Source organism: Nocardia acididurans, from assembly GCF_016741815.1.
Taxonomy (GTDB): domain Bacteria; phylum Actinomycetota; class Actinomycetes; order Mycobacteriales; family Mycobacteriaceae; genus Nocardia; species Nocardia acididurans.
The window spans coordinates 584,446-600,076 of sequence record NZ_JAERRJ010000001.1 but is presented as its reverse complement, the minus strand read 5'-3'; the positions used below and the strand labels follow the sequence as shown (position 1 = coordinate 600,076).

Annotated in this window: 17 protein-coding genes; 9 read left to right on the top strand and 8 right to left on the bottom strand. The window is 68.3% G+C overall.

Features of this window, described 5'->3' with window-relative positions; translation table 11 throughout:
* Positions 1 to 88: 88 nt before the first annotated feature.
* The 3 genes from JK358_RS02745 to JK358_RS02735 are packed head-to-tail and all read right to left on the bottom strand — an operon-like array spanning position 89 to position 2,373.
* Positions 89 to 859: a glycerophosphodiester phosphodiesterase gene (locus tag JK358_RS02745; protein ID WP_201943127.1), complete on the bottom strand. Its 771-nt coding sequence runs from the start codon at positions 857 to 859 to the stop codon at positions 89 to 91.
* On the bottom strand, positions 856 to 1,965 hold the full coding sequence (locus JK358_RS02740) for a DUF4328 domain-containing protein (RefSeq protein WP_307817247.1): 1,110 nt from the start codon (positions 1,963 to 1,965) through the stop codon (positions 856 to 858). Before JK358_RS02740 ends, JK358_RS02745 begins: the two co-directional genes overlap by 4 nt.
* 30 nt (positions 1,966 to 1,995) lie before the next feature.
* Entirely contained in the window at positions 1,996 to 2,373 is a 378-nt protein-coding gene (locus JK358_RS02735; RefSeq protein ID WP_307817245.1) for a rhodanese-like domain-containing protein, read from the bottom strand.
* A 312-nt stretch (positions 2,374 to 2,685) separates the two neighbouring features.
* Between JK358_RS02735 and JK358_RS02730 the strand changes: the two genes are divergently transcribed.
* The 4 genes from JK358_RS02730 (at position 2,686) to JK358_RS02715 (ending at position 5,981) form a co-directional block, all read left to right on the top strand.
* Positions 2,686 to 3,297: a hypothetical protein gene (locus JK358_RS02730; RefSeq protein WP_201943121.1), complete on the top strand. Its 612-nt coding sequence runs from the start codon at positions 2,686 to 2,688 to the stop codon at positions 3,295 to 3,297.
* A 274-nt stretch (positions 3,298 to 3,571) separates the two neighbouring features.
* Entirely contained in the window at positions 3,572 to 4,195 is a 624-nt protein-coding gene (locus JK358_RS02725) for a superoxide dismutase (protein WP_201943118.1), read from the top strand.
* A gap of 241 nt (positions 4,196 to 4,436) precedes the next feature.
* Positions 4,437 to 4,964 carry a peptidase gene (locus JK358_RS02720; protein WP_201943115.1) on the top strand — a complete coding sequence of 176 codons (528 nt, stop codon included), beginning with the start codon at positions 4,437 to 4,439 and terminating at the stop codon, positions 4,962 to 4,964.
* Positions 4,965 to 5,258: 294 nt separating this feature from the next.
* Positions 5,259 to 5,981 carry a TMEM165/GDT1 family protein gene (locus tag JK358_RS02715; RefSeq protein WP_201943112.1) on the top strand — a complete coding sequence of 241 codons (723 nt, stop codon included), beginning with the start codon at positions 5,259 to 5,261 and terminating at the stop codon, positions 5,979 to 5,981.
* Here the strand turns inward: JK358_RS02715 and JK358_RS02710 are convergent.
* Complete coding sequence (locus JK358_RS02710; protein WP_201943109.1) at positions 5,952 to 6,602, bottom strand: TetR/AcrR family transcriptional regulator; 651 nt, start codon at positions 6,600 to 6,602, stop codon at positions 5,952 to 5,954. The genes JK358_RS02715 and JK358_RS02710 overlap by 30 nt on opposite strands.
* A gap of 22 nt (positions 6,603 to 6,624) precedes the next feature.
* A complete protein-coding gene (locus tag JK358_RS02705; RefSeq protein WP_201943106.1) occupies positions 6,625 to 7,554 on the bottom strand; it encodes an SDR family NAD(P)-dependent oxidoreductase in 930 nt (309 codons plus the stop codon).
* 196 nt (positions 7,555 to 7,750) lie between these two features.
* Here JK358_RS02705 and JK358_RS02700 point away from each other — a divergent pair, with 196 nt between their 5' ends.
* Positions 7,751 to 8,518 (top strand): SDR family NAD(P)-dependent oxidoreductase, encoded by a 768-nt coding sequence (locus tag JK358_RS02700; protein WP_201943102.1) that lies wholly within the window; start codon positions 7,751 to 7,753, stop codon positions 8,516 to 8,518.
* Between the two features lie 258 nt (positions 8,519 to 8,776).
* Here JK358_RS02700 and JK358_RS02695 read toward each other — a convergent pair whose 3' ends face one another.
* From JK358_RS02695 to JK358_RS02685, 3 genes are all read right to left on the bottom strand, one after another.
* A complete protein-coding gene (locus JK358_RS02695; protein WP_201943098.1) occupies positions 8,777 to 8,977 on the bottom strand; it encodes a cold-shock protein in 201 nt (66 codons plus the stop codon).
* Positions 8,978 to 9,148: 171 nt separating this feature from the next.
* Positions 9,149 to 11,098 carry a molecular chaperone HtpG gene (gene htpG / locus JK358_RS02690; protein ID WP_201943095.1) on the bottom strand — a complete coding sequence of 650 codons (1,950 nt, stop codon included), beginning with the start codon at positions 11,096 to 11,098 and terminating at the stop codon, positions 9,149 to 9,151.
* A complete protein-coding gene (locus tag JK358_RS02685) occupies positions 11,095 to 12,744 on the bottom strand; it encodes a TM0106 family RecB-like putative nuclease (RefSeq protein WP_201943092.1) in 1,650 nt (549 codons plus the stop codon). The genes htpG and JK358_RS02685 overlap by 4 nt, the downstream gene beginning before the upstream one ends.
* Positions 12,745 to 13,146: 402 nt before the next feature.
* On the opposite strand from JK358_RS02685, the gene JK358_RS02680 reads away from it, so the two are divergent.
* The 4 genes from JK358_RS02680 (at position 13,147) to JK358_RS02665 (ending at position 15,615) form a co-directional block, all read left to right on the top strand.
* Positions 13,147 to 13,785, top strand: a complete 639-nt coding sequence (locus tag JK358_RS02680; RefSeq protein WP_201943089.1) for a DUF6474 family protein — start codon at positions 13,147 to 13,149, stop codon at positions 13,783 to 13,785.
* A 58-nt stretch (positions 13,786 to 13,843) separates the two neighbouring features.
* Positions 13,844 to 14,317 (top strand): hypothetical protein, encoded by a 474-nt coding sequence (locus tag JK358_RS02675; RefSeq protein WP_201943086.1) that lies wholly within the window; start codon positions 13,844 to 13,846, stop codon positions 14,315 to 14,317.
* A 78-nt stretch (positions 14,318 to 14,395) separates the two neighbouring features.
* Positions 14,396 to 15,049 carry a YcnI family copper-binding membrane protein gene (locus JK358_RS02670; RefSeq protein WP_201943083.1) on the top strand — a complete coding sequence of 218 codons (654 nt, stop codon included), beginning with the start codon at positions 14,396 to 14,398 and terminating at the stop codon, positions 15,047 to 15,049.
* A complete protein-coding gene (locus JK358_RS02665; RefSeq protein ID WP_372440585.1) occupies positions 15,046 to 15,615 on the top strand; it encodes a copper resistance CopC family protein in 570 nt (189 codons plus the stop codon). Before JK358_RS02670 ends, JK358_RS02665 begins: the two co-directional genes overlap by 4 nt.
* Positions 15,616 to 15,631: the final 16 nt, after the last annotated feature.

Below are 15,631 nucleotides of genomic sequence, written 5' to 3'. Positions count from 1 at the left end.
AAAACTACCCGGAACTCTCCGCGAGACGCTCAGGGGCTTCACCCCCGCACCCCGTGTCGAACGGATTGCGGCTCCGGGGAATTGCGGACTACTCGGCGGCGAGCTGATTCTTCGTGCGACCCGGGAGGTTGGTGGCCACCCAGTCGACGCCGAGGTCCGCGCAGAGCTTGACGTCCTCGGGGTCGTCGACGGTCCAGACGTAGGTGGCCCGGCCCGCCGCGGCGGCCTTGTCGACGAGGTCGGGGTGTTCGCGGAGGGTGCGGACCGAGGGGCCCACGGCCGTCGCGCCGACCGTCGTCGCGGCCCCACCGGATAGGTAGAGGGAGGACTCGCCCAGCAGGACCGTCGGCAGCAGCGGGGCCGCGCGGCGGATACGCCAGACGGCTGTCGCGGCGAACGACATCACCACCGCGCGCGAGTGGTCGGCCGACGCCGGAGCCGCGATGTTGTAGCGCTGGAGTTCGGTGAGCAGCGAGGTCTCCACCAGGGCGCCGTAGCGGACCGGGTGCTTGGTCTCGATGAAAAGCTTTGTGGGACGGCTCTTCCAGTCGAGGACGAGTTCGATCAACTCCGACAGCGTCAGGACCTCGGCGGGCTCCGCGCCGTTCATGCCGAAGTCGAGTTTCTTCAACTCGTCCAGGGTCATCTCGCTGACCGCGCCGGAACCGTTCGAGGTGCGGTCCACGGTGCGGTCGTGCACGCACACCAGATGGCCGTCCTTGGTCAGGCGGATATCGCATTCGACGCCGTCGGCGCCCTCCTGCAGGGCGAGATCGTAAGCGGCAAGAGTGTGTTCGGGTCGCGCCGCCGACGCCCCCCGGTGCGCAACCACGAACGGCGCGCGACTGGCCCGGCTCACTTCGCCAATACCTCCTCGGGATTCGGTGCGGTGGCCTCATCATTCCCGACGGCGGCGGCGGGCGCGCGCCCGGCAGAAGAGGATTCGCCCGCGGCGACCGCCGCGGACCCGGATCCCGCGGCCCCCGCACCGGATTCACCACCGGGATGCACCGGCTCGATCACCGGCTCCGCCGGTTCGGTCGCGATCAGCCAGCGCTTCGCGGAGATCTCCCGGCCCCGCAGGTCACGACCGGCGAAGGCGCGCACCAGCCACAGCGTCAGCACCGCCACCGCCGCGCCCGCCAGATCAGTCCAGGCGTGGAAGAGCACGCCGTCGGCCTGGGCCTGCAGGGTGTCGGCGAAGCGGTACAGCAGCGCCACCGCCACCGTCACGCCATTGAGAACCCATGCGGCCCACCAGATCCGGACCGTCCGCAGCAGGCGCGGATCATTGCCGCGCACCCGCACCGCGTCGGTGAGGAACACCCCCGGCCACACCAGGTTCACGCCCGGCACCAGGCAGCCCAGCACCAGCAGGCGCGACGATCGCGGATCGGTGCGGCCCGCCGCCTCGAATGCCGCGCGCCGGACCCCGGCCAGCCAGCCCACCAGGGCGACGGCGGTGAGCAACGCGAAAATCGATGCGGCGACACCGAACACGTACACCGCGCCGTCGGACAGGTACAGCAGCCATGGCGGGATCAAGCGGGTGCGGTTGCGCAGCAGCACCCCGTAGCGCCCGAATTCGGCCAGTGCCGACAGCAGGAACAGGCCCGCCGTCGTGGTCAGCAGATCGGGGATGCGGGCCACCAGCCGCTGGAAGCGGGTGGCGGGCGCGCTCGCCTGCCGTGGCGGGCGATCCTGCAGGCCCCAGCGCGGGATCTGAAGGTAGCGGGGCGTTTCCGCGGACGGCTGCCGGCGGGCGGGCTGCCCGGGATGGCCCTTGCGGCCGGGCGGGCGGGCCACCCAGCGGTAGTTGCGGCGCGTGGGCGGTGCGTCCACGGGCGCGGGTGAGAGCAGTACGCCGTGGCAGCGGGGGCACCAGTGCAGTGGTCTGCCCTGCACGGCCCAGCGCGCGCCGCAGCGGGCGCACGGCTGTACCACCGGCGATCGCGAGTCGGCCACGTGTCCCCCGTTCCTCGGCTGCATATGTGCCTAGTAGATCTTCGCTTGCTGTGCGTCGTCGCCGGTGAGCGGGCGACCGGCCTGTTGCCAGGCGACCATGCCGCCGGTGACGTGGAAGGCCTCGACACCCACGGACTCCAGCAGGAACTGCACCGCCTGGATGGACCGCCCGCCCTGGCGGCAGACCACGTAGATCTCGGCGTCGTAGTCCAGTTCGTCGAGGCGGGCGGGGATGTCGACGAGCGGGATGTGCAGGGCCCCGGGCGCGTGGCCCAGCTGCCATTCGTCGTCCTCGCGCACGTCGATGAGCATGGCGGGTGGCGGCGTGACCCCGGCCCAGGGTGCGGCCGTGTCGAATTCCGCTGGCACGGCGTCGATCGGGACCGAGGGGACATGGGGCATCGTCACGGTTTCGATCCTGCCACGGGCGGCGGAGAGCCGTGGTGTCATGCATCCGGCTCGAAAGTTATCCACATAATCCACAACCTGATCCACAGGTTCAGACCTGGGCGGAATGTCCGGAAAAATCCCCCGGCGGACCGCTCCGGAAGTCCCCTCCACGCCCCGGAACGGTCCGCCCGAGAGCCCGGTGGAACCGGGCCTCATCTACTTGGACGGCGCTGCCCCGGAATCGGTTCCGTTCGGATCCGGAAAAAACGACAACACTAGTGAAAAACGGAAATCCTCGGCCCGGCCGGGCCGGATCGGTAGCCTGGCGCTATGACTGTGAGCAGGGGGACACTCGACGGCCTCGACATCAACGGACTCAACACCGCCCTCTCCGAGGCCACCTGCCTCGGAATCGACGTCGACGCGGCGGCCGCGCGCATCCGGCTGGAACTCGACGTCCTGCACCTCCCCGTCGACGGCCCGCCGCCGGCGAACCACAAGGTCCACCTCACGCTCACCGGCGTCAGCCGGGTCGCCGCCTCGCTGCGCCGCCAGCGCTGGGACGACCTGGAACCCGTCGTCCTGCCGCTCACCGCGGACAGCCTGCGCGAAGCCGTCCTCAGCTTCGGCGGCGGCGCGCTGCACGGCTGGGAATTCTTCGACCTCGACGACAAGTCCTGGGCCCAGTGGAAGAAACTGCTCAGCTTCGACGCCGTCCTCAGCGACCGGCCCGCCGCGCACATGCTCGAGTTCTCCCAGGAGGAGGGCATCGACCCGCGCGAACTCGACGTGCGCGTCTGGTTCGACAGCGTCGAGGTCGCCGACCTGGACGGCAAGCCGATCCCCGTCACCGAATTCATCGGCGGCGGCGTCCGCTGGTGGCAGGCCCACGACAAGGGCGACCCGCGCACCATGCGCCCCAATATCGTTCCGCCGCTGTAGTGCGGATAGGCGACTACTGATTTCGTAAGATCCGGGTAACTCGTCGGGTACACCCAGAATCGGTTCGGCACCCTGCCGTCGGCACGCGAACACGACTGACGACGGCTCTCGGCCGGGCGCAAAAGGCGCGGAGAGGCGGCCGAGCCCAACCTGCGGGAATCAGGGGGTTGAAGGGCGGGTTGGACACGAGCGGGTGTACGAATGATGGTTGGGTGCGCCTCGGCACATAATTGCCGCCGGGGACACACGACCCCGACACTGAGGAAGGGACATCGTGGCTGTTTACACGCTGCCGGATCTTGATTACGACTACAGCGCTCTGGAGCCTTTCATCTCCGGGCAGATCAACGAGCTTCACCACTCGAAGCACCACGCCGCGTACGTCGCGGGCGCCAACGCCGCCCTCGAGAAGCTGGAAGAGGCCCGCGACAAGGGCGATCACGCGGCCATCTTCCTGAACGAGAAGAACCTGGCCTTCCACCTGGGCGGCCACGTCAACCACTCGATCTGGTGGAAGACCCTGTCCGTGGACGGCGGCGACAAGCCGGAGGGCGACCTGGGCGCCGCCATCGACGACCAGTTCGGCTCGTTCGACAAGTTCGTCGCGCAGTTCTCCGCGGCCGCCAACGGCCTGCAGGGCTCCGGCTGGGCGTGGCTGGGCTACGACACCCTCTCGGGCAAGCTGCTCACCTTCCAGCTGACCGATCAGCAGGGCAACGTGCCGCTGGGCATCATCCCGCTGCTGGGCCTGGACATGTGGGAGCACGCCTTCTACCTGCAGTACAAGAACGTCAAGGCGGACTACGTCAAGGCGTTCTGGAACGTCGTGAACTGGGCCGAGGTGCAGGACCGCTTCACCCGCGCCGTCAACCAGGGCAAGGGCCTCATCTTCGGGTGATCAGGGCCTGATGTCCGGCTGCTGCCGGATGGGCGCGACGCGCCCGGGCTTTTCGGACCCGCGAGCCGCTACCGGCTCGCGGGTCCTCGCTGTTTCAGGGGGCTGAACGGGGGAATGTCTGCCGACATACCCGTCTGCTAGCACTCTTTGGTACTTGTGTGCCAGTTCGTTTGGGGAGAATCTGATGTCCCAAACTCAGGACGGGCAGAGCCGCCCCGGATCTCTACTTCGGGAGGCAACAATGGGCGCTCACGAACAGATCGGCGTCACGCCGTTCCACTCCAGCGGATCCCTGCGCGGATTCCTCATCTCCGGACGCTGGCCGGACTCCACCAAGGAATGGGCCCAGCTGCTGGTCGTCGCCGTGCGGGTCGCGAGCCTGCCCGGACTGCTGCCGACCACCACCGTGTTCGGGGCGCGCGAGGAACTGCCCGAGGATCCACAACCCGGAATGGTGGGGCTGGTGCTGGCCGAAGGGACGGTGCTCGGCGAGGAAGCACTGCAGCCCGGAAAGTTTGCCCGACATGTGCCACCGGCGCTGATCATGCTGCATCCGCCGCGCGAGACACGGCCGTCCCTGCCCGAATGCTCGGGTGCGGCATCCGGTTGCCTGCTGCTGCCGGGACTGCCGCACCTGGGCCTGGAACACCGCGCGGCCTGGGTCGAGACCGATGTCGACGGGACCGTCACCTCGATGGTCTCGCGGGTGGGCGTCGACCCGATCAGTGATCCCGACACCGCGGTTCTGGCCATGCTGCTGGCCGCGTGAGGGTACCCGAAACCTTCGGGCAGCGTCCCCAAACTTATTGTGCGCATTGCGATTTCGACTACACCCGTTTGCATGCGCCCGGTTTGCCGGGGTAGGCTTGCCGACAGCGAAGGGGAGTAGCCCCCAATCGCGCAGTCGACATACTGGTCCACCCTCGGATCCGGCTGCGTGAACCGGGACATCCGGTGGGCGAGACCTTCGGCCGACGAGAACCAAACCGTATTTACCGGTGCGGTGTCGGCTGAAGCGTCGCCGCACCTTCAGCCGACAGGCCGGAGACCTGGGAGCTGACGAATGATCACCACGATATTGCTGAGTTTCGGCGCGCTGTTCCTCGCCGAACTGGGCGACAAATCGCAACTCATGGCGCTCACCTTCGCCCTGCGCTACCGGTGGTGGGTGGTGCTCAGCGCCATCACCGTCGCCAGCATCGCCGTCAACCTGATCGCCGTCGGCGTCGGGCACTTCCTGGGCGCGGCCCTGCCCACCGGAGTGATCTCACTGTTCGCGGCAGCCATCCTGATCGGCGTCGGCCTGTGGACGCTGCGCGAAACCCTCGGCGGCACTGGGGAAGACTCCGAAACCCCTGCGGCACCGCCGAAATCGCGGTCCGCGTTCTTCGTCGTACTGTCCGCGTTCCTGCTCGCCGAACTCGGCGACCGCACCATGTTCGCCACCATGGCCCTCGCCACCGACAACGGGTGGGCCGCCGTGTGGATCGGCTCCGTGGCCGGCATGGTCGCGGCGGGCGGACTGGCCATCTTCATCGGCGTCACCGTGGGCAAGCGGGTGCCGGAACGGCTCATCGCCCTCTGCTCGGGACTGCTGTTCCTGTACTTCGGCGCCGCCACCGGACTGGGCACCGTCGCCACCGGACTGGGCACGCCCGCCACCTGGACGCTCGCGGCCCTGCTACCGGCCTGCGCCGGCATCGCGCTGCTCGCACTGCGTCGCCGGGCTGCCGCGACACAGCCGGAACCGGCCGCCTCAGTCCTGCAGGGGCGTGCTGCCGAATAGTTCGCCACTGCGGCGGACCAGCTCCAGCAGCGGTTCCCGCAGACCGCGCAGACCGGCCACATCATTGGCGGCGATCCGGGCGGTGACCATCGCCCCGACCGCGGCCACCAGGGTCTGACAGGCGAAACGCTGCTCGGCGGTCTCCGCGCCGAGAATGTCGCCGACCATGGCGACGAAGGTTTCCTGCAACTGGGTGCGGCGTGTGATGGCCTCCGGGCCGACCGCGTACACCTCGACCAGGAAGACCCGGGCATAGGCGGGTTCGGCGGCGAGCGCGTCCAAGTAGGCGCCCAGGACGCGTTCGATGCGCTCCACATGGGTTTCGCCCTCGAAGTCCGCGCCCGTGACGGCGAGGATGCCCGCCAGCATGAGCTCCACCGCGCGCTCGAACGCGGCCTCGAAACAGTCCTCCTTGGAACGGAACTGCTCGTAGAAGGTCTCCCGGGAGACGCCCGCGCGTTTGATGATCGCGGCCACCGGCGTTCCCACATAACCCTTTTCGGCCATCGCCTCCGCCATGGCGAGCAGGATGCGGTCGCGCTGGGCGGCGACGACGGTCTCCCGCGGCAGGCCGTGACGGCCGCGGGGCAGCTGGCGAGCGGTGACAGCCGAATCGGGCATACGGTGCACTCCGTGGTGGCGGTTAAGCGAGCCTTCTCATTCTGCGCGGGCGGCTGGGCTGGTCGGTCGTGAACGACACCCGTTCGGTACGGGCGATATCCAGACCGGGCTCGACACCGGCGCGTAGCGCATAGTCGATCACACGTTGCGCCAGCGGGCGACACCACAGCACCGCACCCACCCAGTACGGCGACACCGTGCGGCGGGAACGGCGAGCCAGGGCGCGTTCCATGCCGTCGATGGCGGGACCCAGGGGTGCGATACCGGAGATCGTGGCCATGCCGGCGTCCCGGCCGCGCGCCAGGATGCTGCGGGCGGCCACGGTGTCGAATCCGCGGCTGGTCATATCGGTGTCGAGTTCGGCGAAATACGCGAGACCGACGCGGGCGCCCGTATGCCGCAGTTCGATGCGCAGGGTCTGACCGAGGGCTTCGACAGCCGCCTTGGACGCGCTGTAGGCCCCGGCCAGGGGTAGGTGCACGGCCGCGGCCAGCGAGGTGACGATGAGGGCGTACCCGTTCGGATGCGCGATGTGCGGGCCCGCGGCGCGCAGCGTGTAGTAGACGCCCAGGACGTTCACCGCCAGATGCTCCTCCAGGACCTGCGGGTCGCCGCCGAGCATCGAGAACTGTTTGGCGATACCGGCATTCGCGACGACGGCGTCGAGGCCGCCGAGTTCGCGGGTGAGGGAGTCGACCACGCGCTGCACCTGATCGGGGTCGCCGATATCGCAGTAGCGCCAGGGGGCGTCACCGCATTCGGCGGCGACCTCGGCCAGGAGTTCGGCCTCGATGCCGAGCAGGGCCACGCGGGCGCCGCTCGCATGCAGCTGACGCGCCAGAGCGGCGCCGATACCGCGGGCCGCGCCGGTGATCAGGATGCGTTTACCAGCCACCTGCGGGGCCGGGCGAAAAAAACCGCGGCGCTGGACACGGGCCGCACTGGCGTTCATAGAGTGACGGTACCACTAGACGAACAGTCGTGTTCGCAAACTGTTCGGTCCTCTTGAAGCCGCCCGGCGCCCGAACCCCCACGGCCGAGAAGTTAACCGTGATCCCCCTCGCAATCCTGATCTCCGTGCCCGTTATGGTGCTTATTGACGGAGGGCCAGTGAAAGGGCCGTCCCTTGTCGAGAGGACCAGATCACCGTGGAGATTTCGGGATCCGCCGCCATCATCACCGGAGGTGCGTCCGGGCTGGGCGCCGCCACCGCCAAGCGTTTCGCCGATGCGGGCGCCACCGTCTTCGGCCTGGATCTGAAGCAGTCGATCGAGCGCGCCGGCGACAGCGTTCCCGCCGGTGTCACCCTGATCCCGACCGACGTCACCAGCGGTGACGAGGTGGCCGCCGCGGTCGCCACGGTCGTGGAATCCGGTGTGCCGCTGCGCATCGTCGTCAACTGCGCCGGTGTGGGCTGGGCGGGACGCATCCTGTCCAAGAACGGCCCGCACGACCTGGAGCTGTTCCGCACCGTCATCACCGTGAACCTGCTGGGCTCCTTCAACGTCATGCGCCTGGCCGCCGAGGCCATCGCCAAGACCGAGCCGGTCGACGAGTACGGCCAGCGCGGCGTGGTCATCAACACCGCCTCCGTCGCGGCGTTCGAGGGCCAGATCGGGCAGATCGCCTACTCCGCCTCCAAGGGCGGCGTCGCCGGCATGACCATCCCGGCCGCGCGTGACCTGGCGCAGTTCGGCATCCGCGTCAACACCATCGCCCCCGGCATCATCGACACCCCGATGCTCGCCGGTGTCACCGAGGAATACCGCAAGGGCCTCGAGGCCGGCGTCCCCTTCCCCTCCCGCCTGGGCCGCCCGGACGAGTACGCGCAGCTCGCGCAGTACATCACCGAGCACGACTACCTGAACGGCGAGACCATCCGCATGGACGGCGCACTGCGCATGGCCCCGCGCTGACGCTGGGTCTTGGGGGCTCCGCCCCCAAACCCCCGAGGAAGGGGGAAACGGGGGCTTTGCCCCCGAACCCCCATCAGGGCCGAGCCCCGAACCCTTAAGCGTCGAGCGCCGAACCCACCGGGCCGAGCCCAAACTTCGACACACGACAAGGCCCGCACCGGGGAACCGGTGCGGGCCTTGTTGTTTCGAAGCTTTGTGAGGCTCAGCGCCTTGTAGAGATCGGGTTGGGGTCCCGGCGCCTGCGTGCCTCCGCCGCTATCAGTGGGGGCGGACGGCCGCGGCCTGCGGACCCTTCTTGCCCTCGGTGATCTCGAAGCTCACGGCCTGGCCCTCTTCGAGCTGCTTGTAGCCGTTGCCTTCGATCTCCGAGTAGTGAACGAACACATCGGGGCCGTCCTCGCGGGCGATGAAGCCGTAGCCCTTCTCCGCGTTGAACCACTTGACGGTGCCCTGAACCATTACCTTCTCCTGACGGAATTTGCTTTGTTGCTCGGCCGGGCACGAAATACGCCCGGCCAAGACGTACAACGTACGCGTTCCCATCGAGTTCCCGGAATCGGTCAGGGACGATGCACGTCACATTTGCGACAAAGCATGTATGACCGATTTACGCCAGGCTGACCAGGTGTTTCAGAGCGTACGAGTGAGCCGATCCGCCAGAATCCGGGCGAAATGCGCCGGGTCCTTCAGTTCTCCGCCCTCGGCCAGCACAGCGGTTCCGTAGAGCAGTTCGGCCGTCTCGGCGAGCGCGGACTTGTCCTCCTCGTCCTTGCGCTTGGCGTACTCGTCGCGCAGTCCGGTGACCAGTGCGTGGTCCGGATTCAGTTCGAGGATGCGCTTGGTCTCCGGCAGCGCCTGGCCCGAGGCCCGGTACATGCGCTCCAGCATCGGCGTGAAATCGAACACGTCACCCACGACGCAGGCGGGCGACGTGGTCAGGCGCGCGGTGAGGCGCACCTCCTTCACGCTGGCGTCCAGGGTCTGCTGCAACCAGCCCAGCAGGTCGGCGAAATCCTTCTCCTGCTGTTCGCGCAGCTGCTCGGAGGCCTGCTTCTCCTCCTCGGTCTCCAGATCCACCTCGCCCTTGGCGATGGACTGGAACGGCTTGCCGTCGAACTCCGGCACCGAACCGACCCACATCTCGTCGACCGGATCGGTCAGCACCAGCACCTCGAGACCCTTGGCCCGGAAGGCTTCCATGTGCGGGGAGTTCTCGATCTGCTGCCGGGACTCGCCCGTCATGTAGTAGATCGCGGACTGGCCCTCGGCCATGCGCTCCACGTACTGCGGCAGGGAGGTGAGCTCCTCGGTCGAATGCGTCGACGCGAAAGACGAGACGGCCAGGATGGTTTCACGGTTGTCGGTGTCGGAGAGCAAGCCCTCCTTCAACACCCGGCCGAATTCCTTCCAGAAGGTCTGGTACTTCTCCTGATCCTCCGCGTTGCGCAGGTCCTTGACCGTGGACAGCACCTTCTTCACCAGGCGCTTGCGGATGGCGCGGATCTGCCGGTCCTGCTGCAGGATCTCACGAGAGACGTTGAGCGACAGGTCCTGTGCGTCCACCACGCCCTTCACGAAGCGCAGATACTCCGGCATCAGCTCTTCGCAGTTGTCCATGATGAACACGCGGCGGACATACAGCTGCACGCCGCGCTTGTGCTCGCGGGTGAACAGGTCGAACGGGGCGTGCGAGGGCAGGAACAGCAGCGCCTGATACTCGAAGGTGCCCTCCGCCTTCATGGGGATGGTCTCGAGCGGATCGTCCCAGGCGTGCGAGACGTGCCGGTAGAACTCCTTGTACTCCTCCTCGGTGACCTCGCTCTTCGGGCGGGTCCACAGGGCCTTCTGGGAGTTCAGGGTCTGGGTCTCGAGGATCGTCTTCTCGGTCTTGTCCTCGCCCTCACCGTCCATGACGGTGCGCTCCACCGTCATGCGGATCGGCCAGGCGATGAAATCCGAGTACTTCTTGACGATCTCGCGGAGCTTCCACTCCATCGTGTAGTCGAAGAGGTGATCGTCCTCGTCGGCCGGCTTCAACTGCAGCGACACCGTGGTGCCCTGCGGAGCCTCGTCCAGATCCTCGATCGAATAGGTGGACTCGCCCGCCGCGGATTCCCAACGGGTGCCGCCGGATTCGCCGGCCTTGCGGGTGGTGAGGGTGACCTTGTCGGCCACCATGAACGTGGAATAGAAGCCGATGCCGAACTGGCCGATCAGCTCCTCGGCGGCCGCGTCGGTCTTCGCGTCCAGCAACTGCTTGCGCAACTGGGCGGTACCCGACTTGGCCAGGGTGCCGATCAGATCCACCACTTCGGCACGGGACATGCCGATGCCGTTGTCGCGCACCGTGAGTACGCGCGCGTCGTGGTCGACCGCCAGCTCGATGTGCAGATCCGAGGTGTCGGCCTCGAGATCCTTGTCGCGGTAGGCCTCCATCTTGAGCTTGTCGAGCGCGTCCGAGGCGTTCGAGATGAGCTCGCGGAGGAACGTGTCTTTGTTCGAATAGACCGAGTGGATCATCAACTCCAAGAGCTGATGGGTCTCGGCCTGAAACTCCAGGTGTTCGACGTGATCGGTCACGACGCGATACTACGACGGGCGAAATCGGCGATGGCCGGAACCTCCGCATCCGCGCGGTCGGACATCCAATCCCGCAGCGTTTTGGTGGCCAGTACGTCGTCTTCGTTGTACTCCAGGATGCGGGTGCGCTGCGACATGTCCGGGTCGCCGCCGTCGAAGGCGACGGCCAGGCGGTACCAGCTCATCGACGCCTCTCCCCCGGCCTCCGGGTCGCGCCAGTGGAAACCGGCCACCGGCGCGATCTTCTTGAGGCCCTTGCCGTTCGGGCAGATGAACTGCTCGGAGACGGCCTGGAACATGTCCACCCATTCGGGGCCGTCCACGAACTTCTGGATCTCGCGTTCGGTGGGGACGCCCGGCATACCGGCGAAACGGCGGGCCGACTCGTAGAGCCACTTGTCCTCGGCGGTGCGCGAATAGCAGTAGGCGGCAAAGGTTTTGCCCTCCGCCTTCGCGTCGGCGCGGATCTTCATCATCCAGGTCCAGAACTCGGCGAAGGAGCGGCCCTCGTCGGGGGTGGGCAGTGGATCCCAGGTGACGAAGGGGCGGTAGACGCCGTCGAGCAGGGTGCCCCAGAGGTATGCTCCGTGCTCCTGGAAGCTCTCCAGATCCACATCCACTTCGACATCGGCGCGGCGGACGGTGACCTGCTGGACGCGGCGGACCAGCGGTGCGCCGGTGGCCCAGGCCCGCGCCGTGACAATGGTTTCGGTGAACGGCTCGTACTGCCAGTCGTCCGGGTCGTCGCCGGACCAGGCGGCCAGATCGTCGATGGTCTCGACGCCGTGGCGGCGCAGCACCTCGGCGCGGGAGCCCGGGGCCACCAGGCTCACATCGCGGTGATCGGACAGCCAGCGTTCACAGCTGGGCTTGTCCTCCTCCGGGGAGCGGGTCCACCACGGGCACTGGCGGCACTCCGGGACCTTCGACGGGACGGTGGGAAGTTCCGCGCGCACCACGGCGATTCGATCCGCGTAGCGGATGTCGTAGTCGTCGAGCACCGGGCCGAGATCGTGTACGAGGATGCGGTCGAAGTGGTAGCCGATCGCGCCGCCGACCAGGGCCGGGCTGGCGTAGCCGTGCCGCTGCAGCATGCGGTACAGGTGTGCGAGCCGCTGCGTGTCGCGCGGCTGCGGGCGGGTGCGAACATGCCTGTCCGGCTTCGGATTCCACTCGTACATGTCACTCGTGGTCGGGTGGTAGTCCGCCGGGTCGGGCTGGCGCGGGTCGGTCACCTTGTGGTTCACCACGATCACCGGGATGTACCCCCCGCGATCCAGATCCCGCCACAGGATCTCGCACCCGCCGCGGCGGCCGGTATCGGCCTCCTGCGGCAGCAGCCCGCCCCAGATGCGCTCGGCCCCGTCCGCCATCGCCCGCATGGTGGCCGCGGCCCGCTGCGCCGCGGGCACCCCGCCCTCGATCACGACCCATCGGCCCGGATCGGCTCCCACCAGCGTGTCCCGCACCTGGGCCCGATGTGCGGCCGCCGCTTCCCGCCGCTGCTGCACGCCGGCGTCCTCGGCCACTCCGGTCAGCACGCCCGGGTGGGTCGCATCCAGAAACAGCCGGTGCCGGCACCCGATCAGCGACCGCGCGTCCAGAAACGCGGCCCGCTCGCCATGGTCACCGATGCCCGAATACACGCCTGCCAGTATGGCCCGACCCCCCGACACCCCCACCCTCCCGCCCCGAAGACCCGCTGCGCGGACCGGAAGAACAGGGGGTTGCGGGGGCTTCCCCCACACCCCCTTTCAAGAGTTCGAGAGACTTCCCTCCCCGCCCCGCCAGGTTCGCGGCAGCCGCCCAACCCCGAAGGCAGGTGGGGCCGGGCATTCCCCGCAAAGTTCGAGGAGGCCGTCACCCACACCCCCTCGCCAGGGGGTTCGGGGGCGGAGCCCCTGAGGATCCGAGGAGTCGGATTGTGCACGGTGCTCGCTAGGGCGTATCCGCACCGGATAGGGTGATCTGCAAACTGTGTGACATGGGCGGACAGGCATCCCCCGGCCCTGTGCTGCCATGGCGAACCAGCATGACGGAGGCCATCTATGGGGTTGTTCAGCAAGCGCAAGAAGCGGGTCAGCCGCCGAGCCGAAGCGAAAGCCCTCAAGCACAAGGCCGCGGTGGAGGCCAAGCTCGGGGCGCGCAACGAGCGCAAGAAGCATCGGGCCGAGGCGAAGACCCGGGATCGGGTCGCCAAGGCGGAGGTCGCGAAGCTGCAGGCCGAGGAGAAGGCCGCGTTGAAGCTGGCCGCGAAGGCGGAGCGGGATCCGTTCAATGTGGCGCAGGTGCGGAAGTACCTGGGGATCGCGCGGATTCTGGTGCCGGTGCTGGCGCCGCTGGCCTATCGGGGCGCGACGCTGGTGCGGGCGCAGCTCGACACCCGGAAGGCGCAGCAGCTCGGGATCGGGGTGAGCCAGCTCGGCGAATTCTCCGGTCCCGGAGCGAAATTGCAGGCGCGGCTCGCGAATATCGAAGCGACACTGCAGGATGTCGAACGCAAGAGCGGCGACACCGACACCAAGCAGTTCGTCGCCAACACCCGCGACCGGCTCGACAGCCTGACCGCCGCCGTCCGCACCTCCGACCAGATGCCGGTGCAGCGCCGTCGCGCCGTGCACGCGTCCATCTCCAACGAGCTGTCCGGCATCGAAGCCGACGTGCTCGCCCGCCTCGGCGTGAACTGAGCCTGTCATGCCGCCCCGCCCGTCGTCCCGGAATGCCGTTCGCGGCACCCTGGCGGGCGTGGCGATGGCGACGCTCGCCATTGCCGCCCACGGTCTCGCGGGCGGCGGGTATCCGGGGTCGACCGGGCTGACGTTGCTGCTGTGCGCGGCGGCGGTGATCGGGGCGTTCGCCTCGACGCTGCGGTCGCCGACCGGGCTGCTCGCGCTCATGGCGGCGGGACAACCGCTGTGCCACATCGCATTGAGCGGGATGACGCACCACGGGTCTTCCGGCACAGTCGATTTCGCGGCGGACGGGATCATGGCGGGTACGCATGCGACCGCCGCGGTCGCGTTCGCGGTGCTGATTCTGGTCTGTGAGCGGCTGTACGGGGTTGTCTCACAAACGATTCGGGTGGTGCTGACCGGGCCGGTGGGGTTGCCGGTACGGGTGGGCGATGCCCTCTGGACAGGGGTCTCGGGTGCGGCGAAGAGCCTGCTCGGGGCGGGCGTCGCGGGGCCGCGGGCACCGCCGGTCGCGACCGGGGTCTGAGCGGCTGCTTCGGCACTGCCGGACCTGGTTCGTGAATCCCGTTCACCCATAACCTTTCCAGAGAAGGTCGATCAACTCATGCACATCTCTCTTTCGCGTGCGCTCGGCACGGCCGCCGTGGCCGCGAGCCTCACGCTGCTGGGGGCGGGGGTCGCCTCCGCCCATGTGACCGTGGACGCGCCGGGGGCGGCGCAGGGCGGTTACACGGTGCTGACGTTCAAGGTGCCGAACGAGTCGGATACCGCGTCGACCACCGAACTCACTGTCGCCGTTCCGAATGTGAAGAGTGTCCGGACCGAACCGCTGGCGGGGTGGGCCGCGAAGATCAATCGGAACGAGAAGGGCGAGGCCACGTCCGTCACCTGGACCGCGGCGCCCGGCAATCCGGGGATCGGGCAGGGGCAGTTCCAGCGGTTCGTGATCTCGCTGGGGCCGCTGCCCAAGCAGGAGAACGTCAGCTTCAACGCCACCCAGACCTACAGTGACGGCAAGGTCGTCGCCTGGGATCAGGCGGAGAACGCCGACGGCACCGAACCGGATCATCCCGCGCCGTCGCTGAAGCTGGCCGCGGCCGCCGCGAACGGTGACGACCATGCCGTCGGCGGCGGGACCACCGAGGCCGCGAGCGATACCGACGACACCGCGCGCTGGCTGGGCGGTATCGGGCTGGCGCTCGGCGCGCTCGGGACCGCGCTCGGTCTGGGCAGCGTGATCCGGAGTCGTAAGTCGTGAAGCGCCGCAATGGGACAGCGAGCGGTGTGCGCGCCAAGCTGCTGGCCGGTGTGCTCACCGGCCTGCTGGTGGCCGGGTTCTCCCTGCTGAGCGGTGGTGTGGCCAACGCGCATTCGGCTCCGCTGAGCTCCTCGCCGGAGAACGGCGCGCAGATCGACGCCTCGCCCGCGCGGGTGAGCGTCACCTTCAACGAGGATCTGCAGCCGAACTTCCCGTCCATGACGGTCACCGGCCCGGACGGCAACCTGTGGTCGAAGGGGCAGCCGTTGATCGAGGGCCCGACGGTGAGCATCGAGGTCGGTGAGCTGGGTCCGGTCGGCGAATACAAGATCGCCTACCGGGTCACCTCCGCCGACGGGCACCCGGTGCAGGGCACGCGCACGTTCACCCTCACCAAGGCGGGCAACGGCACTCCGGGGGCGAAGGCGAATGCCAACGCGTCGTCCTCCGGCGGCTCCGACGACGGTGGCGTGCCGCTGTGGGTGTTCATCGCGGGCGCGGTCGTGCTGTTCGGTGGCGGTCTGGCGTTCGCGCTGTTCGGCGGCCGCCGCAAGTCGAAGAATTGAATCCGCCTCCACCCGT

Coding starts and splice junctions, on each gene's coding strand:
- JK358_RS02695 (WP_201943098.1), bottom strand. CDS start 8,977: ATGGTTCAGGGCACCGTCAAGTGGTTCAACGCGGAGAAGGGCTACGGC.
- JK358_RS02715 (WP_201943112.1), top strand. CDS start 5,259: ATGATCACCACGATATTGCTGAGTTTCGGCGCGCTGTTCCTCGCCGAA.
- JK358_RS02705 (WP_201943106.1), bottom strand. CDS start 7,554: ATGAACGCCAGTGCGGCCCGTGTCCAGCGCCGCGGTTTTTTTCGCCCG.
- JK358_RS02730 (WP_201943121.1), top strand. CDS start 2,686: ATGACTGTGAGCAGGGGGACACTCGACGGCCTCGACATCAACGGACTC.
- JK358_RS02710 (WP_201943109.1), bottom strand. CDS start 6,602: ATGCCCGATTCGGCTGTCACCGCTCGCCAGCTGCCCCGCGGCCGTCAC.
- JK358_RS02720 (WP_201943115.1), top strand. CDS start 4,437: ATGGGCGCTCACGAACAGATCGGCGTCACGCCGTTCCACTCCAGCGGA.
- JK358_RS02670 (WP_201943083.1), top strand. CDS start 14,396: ATGCACATCTCTCTTTCGCGTGCGCTCGGCACGGCCGCCGTGGCCGCG.
- JK358_RS02680 (WP_201943089.1), top strand. CDS start 13,147: ATGGGGTTGTTCAGCAAGCGCAAGAAGCGGGTCAGCCGCCGAGCCGAA.